The sequence below is a fragment of the Amycolatopsis sp. VC5-11 genome (assembly GCF_037034185.1).
GTDB lineage: Bacteria > Actinomycetota > Actinomycetes > Mycobacteriales > Pseudonocardiaceae > Amycolatopsis > Amycolatopsis nivea.
In genome coordinates this window covers 1-5,007 of the sequence record NZ_JBAGKF010000046.1, presented here as the reverse complement: position 1 = coordinate 5,007, position 5,007 = coordinate 1, and the positions used below count along the sequence as shown (strand labels likewise).

Below are 5,007 nucleotides of genomic sequence, written 5' to 3'. Positions count from 1 at the left end.
AAAGATGCCTTGACAAGCACCCCCGAACCGCAGGGGAGCTTCGTATCGGGGTGCGGGGGTGGTGTGGGTGCCTCGCTCGTTGGGTGCACCGGGTGCGGTTTTAGGGCCGTGAGGGGAACCCTGGGGGAATCAGAGTCAATGAGGGTGGCCCTCACGTGCGTTGGCTCAGTTTTCGCGGTCGATGTTCAGGGCGGAGAAGGTTTGCACGACCGGCATCAGTTCGATGACGTTGATGTTCACGTGTGCTGGCTGGGAGCTTGCCCAGAAAACTGACTCGGCGACGTCGTCCGCGGTCAGCGGGGTGGTGCCTGCGTAGACGTTGTTCGCCTTCGCCTGGTCGCCGCCGAAGCGGACGGTGGAGAATTCTGTGCCGCCTACCAGGCCCGGCTCCACATTCGTCACGCGGACGCCGGTGCCGCGCAGGTCGGAGCGCAGGTTGAGGCTGAACTGGTGCACGAACGCCTTCGTCGCGCCGTAGACGTTCGCGCCGGGGTAGGCGTAGCTGCCTGCGACCGAGCCGATGTTGATCACGTGTCCGGCGCCGCGTTCGACCATGCCGGGCAGTACTGCGCGGGTGAGGTGGACGAGACCGGTCACGTTGGTCTCGATCATCTGGTCCCAGTCTTCCAGCTTCGCCTCGTGCGCGGGTTCCAGACCCTTCGCGAGGCCGGCGTTGTTGACCAGGATGTCGATCTTCGCCCACTCCTCGGGCAGCTGCGCGACGACATCCGCGACGGCGGCCGGGTCGCGTACGTCCAGGACCAGCGGGAACACCGCGTCGCCCAGTTCGTCCGCCAGCGTCTTGAGCCGGTCGCCGCTGCGGGCCGCGGCGACGACCCGCGCGCCTTCCGCTGCGAACCGGCGCGTGATCGCTGCACCGAAGCCGGCGCTGGCGCCGGTCACCAATACGGTCTTCATGGAGTGCGTCACCGTTCTTCCGCGTGGTCCTGGTCCAGGAAGCGGCCGAACACGTCGTTGAACTCGGCCGCGCGCTCCAGGTTAGGCAGGTGCCCCGCGCCGTCGAGCACCACCAGCTCCGAGCCGGCCACGAGCCGGTGCAGCAGCTGCGCGTCGGCGACCGGAGTGAACTCGTCCTCACTGCCCACCGCGACCAGCGTCGGCACGCTGACCTGCTTGAGCGAATCGCGGTAGTCGGGGCGCTTCGCCCTGGCCCGCAACGCGGCCGCCGCGCCTGTCGCCGGTGCGTGGCGCATCATCTTCCGGACGTGCCCGGTCACCGCGGGGTTCTCGCGGAAGGTGCCCGGCGACACCATCTTCGGCAACAGCTCGTCGGCGTACGCGGTCATGCCTTCCGCGAGCACCCGGTCCGCGGTCTGGTTGCGGGTCACCTTTCCTTCGTCGGTCTCGGGCTCGGCGAACGTGTCGGCGAGCAGCAGCGCGGCAATGCGCTCCGGGCAGTCCCGGACGGTCTGCATCACGATCTGCCCGCCCATCGACAGTCCGCCCAGCGCGAAGCGTTCGATGCCGAGGTGATCGGCCAGCCCGACGAGGTCCTCGGCGAAGTCTTCGAGCCCGCGAACCGCTGGACCGGTGCTTTCCCCGTATCCCCGCAGGTCAGGCACCACGACTCGGCGGCCGTTGCGGGCGAGGTGCTCGGCCTGCGGACCCCACATGGACCGGTCGAACGGGTGCCCGTGCACGAGAAGCACCGGGACCTCCGACCGCGGTCCGAGGTCGTCGTAGGCGATCCGGGTGCCGGAGGGGAGAAGGACTGTCTGCATGGTCCCGACGCTAATCGGGGCGATTTCTCCGTGCAATAAGGTGCAATGTAGTCGGAGCAATGTTTTTCTAGCGCAGCTTCGCGAAGAACTGCCGGACGTCGCCCGCCCACAGCTCCGGCACCTCCTGCGCCGCGTAATGCCCGCCGCGGCCGTACTCGTTCCACGACACGAGGTTCCGGCGATGTTCGGTGAACACGCGGATCGACGGCAGGTCGCCGGGAAACTGCGCGACCCCCAGCGGCACCGGATTGCGGCCTTCGGCGGGCGTCTCCCGGGCTTCCTCTGCGTAGATCCGGATCGCCGAACCCGCCGTGCCGGTCAGCCAGTGGATCGTGACGTGGGTGAGGATCCCGTCCGCGTCGAGGCCGTGGTCGTGCATCGCCTGCGCGTTCCAGCCGAGCAGGCCGACGGGGGAGTCGGACAACGCGTGCGCGAGCGTCTGCGGCTGCTGCGCCTGGACGACGCCGTAGGACGCTTCGTTCGCGAAGTAGTGGTGGAACGCGTCCCACGCGGCTTTGTCCTTGTCGGACAGGTCGGCAATCCACTGTGGATCGTCGTCCGGCGGCGGATCCCAGGTCTGCGTCACGTGCGCGCCGATCACATGTTCCGGCGCTACGCGACCGACCTCCGGCGCGATCCCCGAACCCCAGTCGTTGCCCGCGGTCCCGTAGCGCTCGTACCCGAGCCGGCGCATCAACTCCGCCCACGCCCGCGCGATCCGCCGCGGACCCCAGCCGGTGTCGGTCGTCGGTCCGGAAAACCCGAACCCCGGCAACGACGGCAGCACGACGTCGAACGCGATCGACGGATCAAGCCCGTGCGCGCGAGGATCGCTCAACGGCCCGACCGCGGCCAGATACTCCGCCGCCGAGCCCGGCCACCCGTGACTGAGGATCAACGGGATCGCGTCCGGCTCCGGCGAACGAGCGTGCAGGAAATGCACGTTGCTGCCGTCGATCGTGGTCGTGAACTGCGGATACTCGTTGAACTGCCGCTCCCAAGCCCGCCAGTCGTAGCGTTGTCGCCAGTGCTCGGCCAGCTCGCGCACCCGGCCGACGCTGACGCCGTACCCCTGATCACCGCCGACCGGCTCCGGCGCCCACCTTGTCCGGTCGAGCCGTTCTCGCAGGTCGACCAGGTCTGCCTCGGGGATCTCCAGCCGGTACGGCCGGATCTCGTCAATCATGCTCAGCTCCTTCGGAAAGCCGCCGGGCGCAGGCGTTGAGATACCGCACCTGGCGGATGTTGGTGGCGAGTTCGGCCGCGCGCAGGTACGCGCTCCGGGCCGCTTCGCGGTCGCCCGCCTTTTCCAGAAGATGTGCGCGCGCCGCATAGAACCGCCGGTCCCGGTGGTCCAGCGCGTCGAGCAGTCCAAGCCCGGCGGCGGGTCCGTCCGCCATCCCGACCGCGACGGCGTGGCTCACCTTCGCGACCGGACTCGCCGAAACCTTGAGCAGCAGCCGGTAAAGCCCGACGATCTGCCGCCAGTCGGTCTCCTCGGCGGTGGCTGCCTCGTCATGGACCGCCGCGATCGCCGCCTGCAGCTGATACGGCCCGACCGGCCCGCGCGGCAACGCCGCTGTCACCAGCTCCACCCCGCGCCGGATCGACTCGGTCTTCCATCGCGTCCGGTCCTGCTCATGCAGCGGAACCAGCTCGCCCTGCGCGGTCACCCGCGCCGGCGACCGCGCGTCCGTCAGCAACATCAACGCAAGCAACCCCTTGGCCTCGCTGTCGTCCGGCAGCAAGGCAGCCGTCATCTCGGCAAGCCGGATCGCCTCTCTTACGAGGTCGCCGCGGCGCAGATCCGGTCCCGACGTCGCCGAGTACCCCTCGGTGAAAATCAGGTACAAGACATGCAGGACGGCTTCGAGCCGCTCGCCGCGCGTTTCTTCCGGCGGCATCCGGAACGGCACGCCGCTGTCCTGGACGGTCCGCTTGGCCCGGGAGATCCGGCGGGTCATCGAGTCCTCGGACGTGAGGAACGCCCGCGCGATCTCCGCCGTCGTGAGCCCGCCGACGGCCCGCAAGGTGAGCGCGACCTGCGACGCCACCGAGAGCGACGGATGGCAGCAGAGCAGGAGCAGGATCAAGGTGTCGTCCCCGGCCTGCTCGCCGACATCCTCGCGCGCGGCGCGGCTCTCCCGCTCGCGTCTTGCCTGGTCAGCGCGGAGCAGATCGATCAGCTTCCGGCTCGCGACCTGCAGCAGCCAGCCGAAGGGCCGCTCGGGAATCCCCGTCTCCGGCCACCGCTGGGCGGCTGTGAGCAGGGCTTCCTGGACCGCGTCCTCGGCCGGGTCGAACCGCCCGTAGCGGCGGACCAGCGCGCCCAGCACCTGCGGCGCGAGGGTGCGCAGGGTGTCGTCGAGCGTGGCCGGGAGGGAGGGGTCGGTCATCTCTGCCGCCTCGGTCGCTTGGTTCCTGGGTTCAGAGTTCGCTGTCGCTTCCCATCACCGGCCGGACCACGACCCCGGCGTCGGCCAGCCGTCCCGGGGCTTTGAGCAGTCCCGCCGCGATGTCGGTCGCCCGGTCGATACTGGCGCAGTCGACCATCCAGTACCCGGCGATGACCTCCTCGGTCTCGCCGAACGGCCCGTCGGTGACGACCGGAGCCCCGTCCCTTAACTGGAGGCGGCGCGCCAGTACGGGAGCGGCGAGCCCCTGGGCCTCGACCAACTCTCCCGAATCGGCCAGAGCCCCGGTGAACCCGGCGAGGAACTCGTCGACCGCCGCCATTTCCGCCGGGGTCGCCCCGCCCTCCTTGCCGCTGAGGTGGTCGTAGTCCTGCTGGTTGCCGTACGCCAGGATCAGGTACTTCATCGGATGCTCCCTCTGTCTTCTGTCTCGCATGGCCGTCAGTCGGGGAAAGAACGAAGCCGCCTGCCCCGCACCGGACATCGTCTCGACGTTCTTCTGGGTGACCCGGGTCACTCGCTGGTTCGGCGCTCATGATGCCTCCGAACCGCCCGCCCTCGGTGTCGTCCGGCGCGGGCACGCCGATGTCCAGCGGCAATCGGCTCTCGCCGGCGCCTCGCTCGGCAAGCGGGTCTCGGCATTCACCGATAACGCGAGCCGCCCGTTCTTCCGCATTACGGCATCCGCGACCCGATAAGCCACCGGATTCGCCGCGCTCCGGTCCGCCGGATCGGGGCCGCGGCGCCCGCCGGATCGGCCGCAGCGGGCCTATTCGGCCGGTTGACCTGCGAAGATCGCATTAAGGGACCCCCCTGTTTAGGGCCGTTTTGAGCCGTGTAATCTTCTCTTC

Annotated in this window: 6 protein-coding genes; 1 reads left to right on the top strand and 5 read right to left on the bottom strand. The window is 69.2% G+C overall.

Annotated features, from left to right (window positions below):
* Positions 1-165: 165 nt before the first annotated feature.
* The 5 genes from WA670_RS45000 to WA670_RS44980 form a co-directional block, all read right to left on the bottom strand.
* Positions 166-918, bottom strand: a complete 753-nt coding sequence (locus tag WA670_RS45000) for an SDR family oxidoreductase (protein WP_134730569.1) — start codon at positions 916-918, stop codon at positions 166-168.
* A gap of 8 nt (positions 919-926) precedes the next feature.
* Positions 927-1,742 (bottom strand): alpha/beta fold hydrolase, encoded by an 816-nt coding sequence (locus tag WA670_RS44995; RefSeq protein ID WP_336162301.1) that lies wholly within the window; start codon positions 1,740-1,742, stop codon positions 927-929.
* 67 nt (positions 1,743-1,809) lie between these two features.
* A complete protein-coding gene (locus WA670_RS44990) occupies positions 1,810-2,928 on the bottom strand; it encodes an epoxide hydrolase family protein (RefSeq protein WP_134730573.1) in 1,119 nt (372 codons plus the stop codon).
* Positions 2,921-4,138 (bottom strand): RNA polymerase sigma factor, encoded by a 1,218-nt coding sequence (locus tag WA670_RS44985; protein WP_134730575.1) that lies wholly within the window; start codon positions 4,136-4,138, stop codon positions 2,921-2,923. Before WA670_RS44985 ends, WA670_RS44990 begins: the two co-directional genes overlap by 8 nt.
* Positions 4,139-4,169: 31 nt before the next feature.
* Positions 4,170-4,562, bottom strand: a complete 393-nt coding sequence (locus tag WA670_RS44980) for a YciI family protein (RefSeq protein ID WP_134730577.1) — start codon at positions 4,560-4,562, stop codon at positions 4,170-4,172.
* Positions 4,563-4,590: 28 nt separating this feature from the next.
* On the opposite strand from WA670_RS44980, the gene WA670_RS44975 reads away from it, so the two are divergent.
* Positions 4,591-4,854: a hypothetical protein gene (locus WA670_RS44975; protein WP_134730579.1), complete on the top strand. Its 264-nt coding sequence runs from the start codon at positions 4,591-4,593 to the stop codon at positions 4,852-4,854.
* The last annotated feature ends 153 nt before the right edge of the window (positions 4,855-5,007 follow it).

What these genes read in the sequence shown, in the direction of transcription:
- WA670_RS44980 (WP_134730577.1), bottom strand. Translation starts at nt 4,562, where the DNA reads ATGAAGTACCTGATCCTGGCGTACGGCAACCAGCAGGACTACGACCAC.
- WA670_RS44990 (WP_134730573.1), bottom strand. Translation starts at nt 2,928, where the DNA reads ATGATTGACGAGATCCGGCCGTACCGGCTGGAGATCCCCGAGGCAGAC.
- WA670_RS44995 (WP_336162301.1), bottom strand. Translation starts at nt 1,742, where the DNA reads ATGCAGACAGTCCTTCTCCCCTCCGGCACCCGGATCGCCTACGACGAC.
- WA670_RS44975 (WP_134730579.1), top strand. Translation starts at nt 4,591, where the DNA reads ATGGCCGTCAGTCGGGGAAAGAACGAAGCCGCCTGCCCCGCACCGGAC.
- WA670_RS44985 (WP_134730575.1), bottom strand. Translation starts at nt 4,138, where the DNA reads ATGACCGACCCCTCCCTCCCGGCCACGCTCGACGACACCCTGCGCACC.
- WA670_RS45000 (WP_134730569.1), bottom strand. Translation starts at nt 918, where the DNA reads ATGAAGACCGTATTGGTGACCGGCGCCAGCGCCGGCTTCGGTGCAGCG.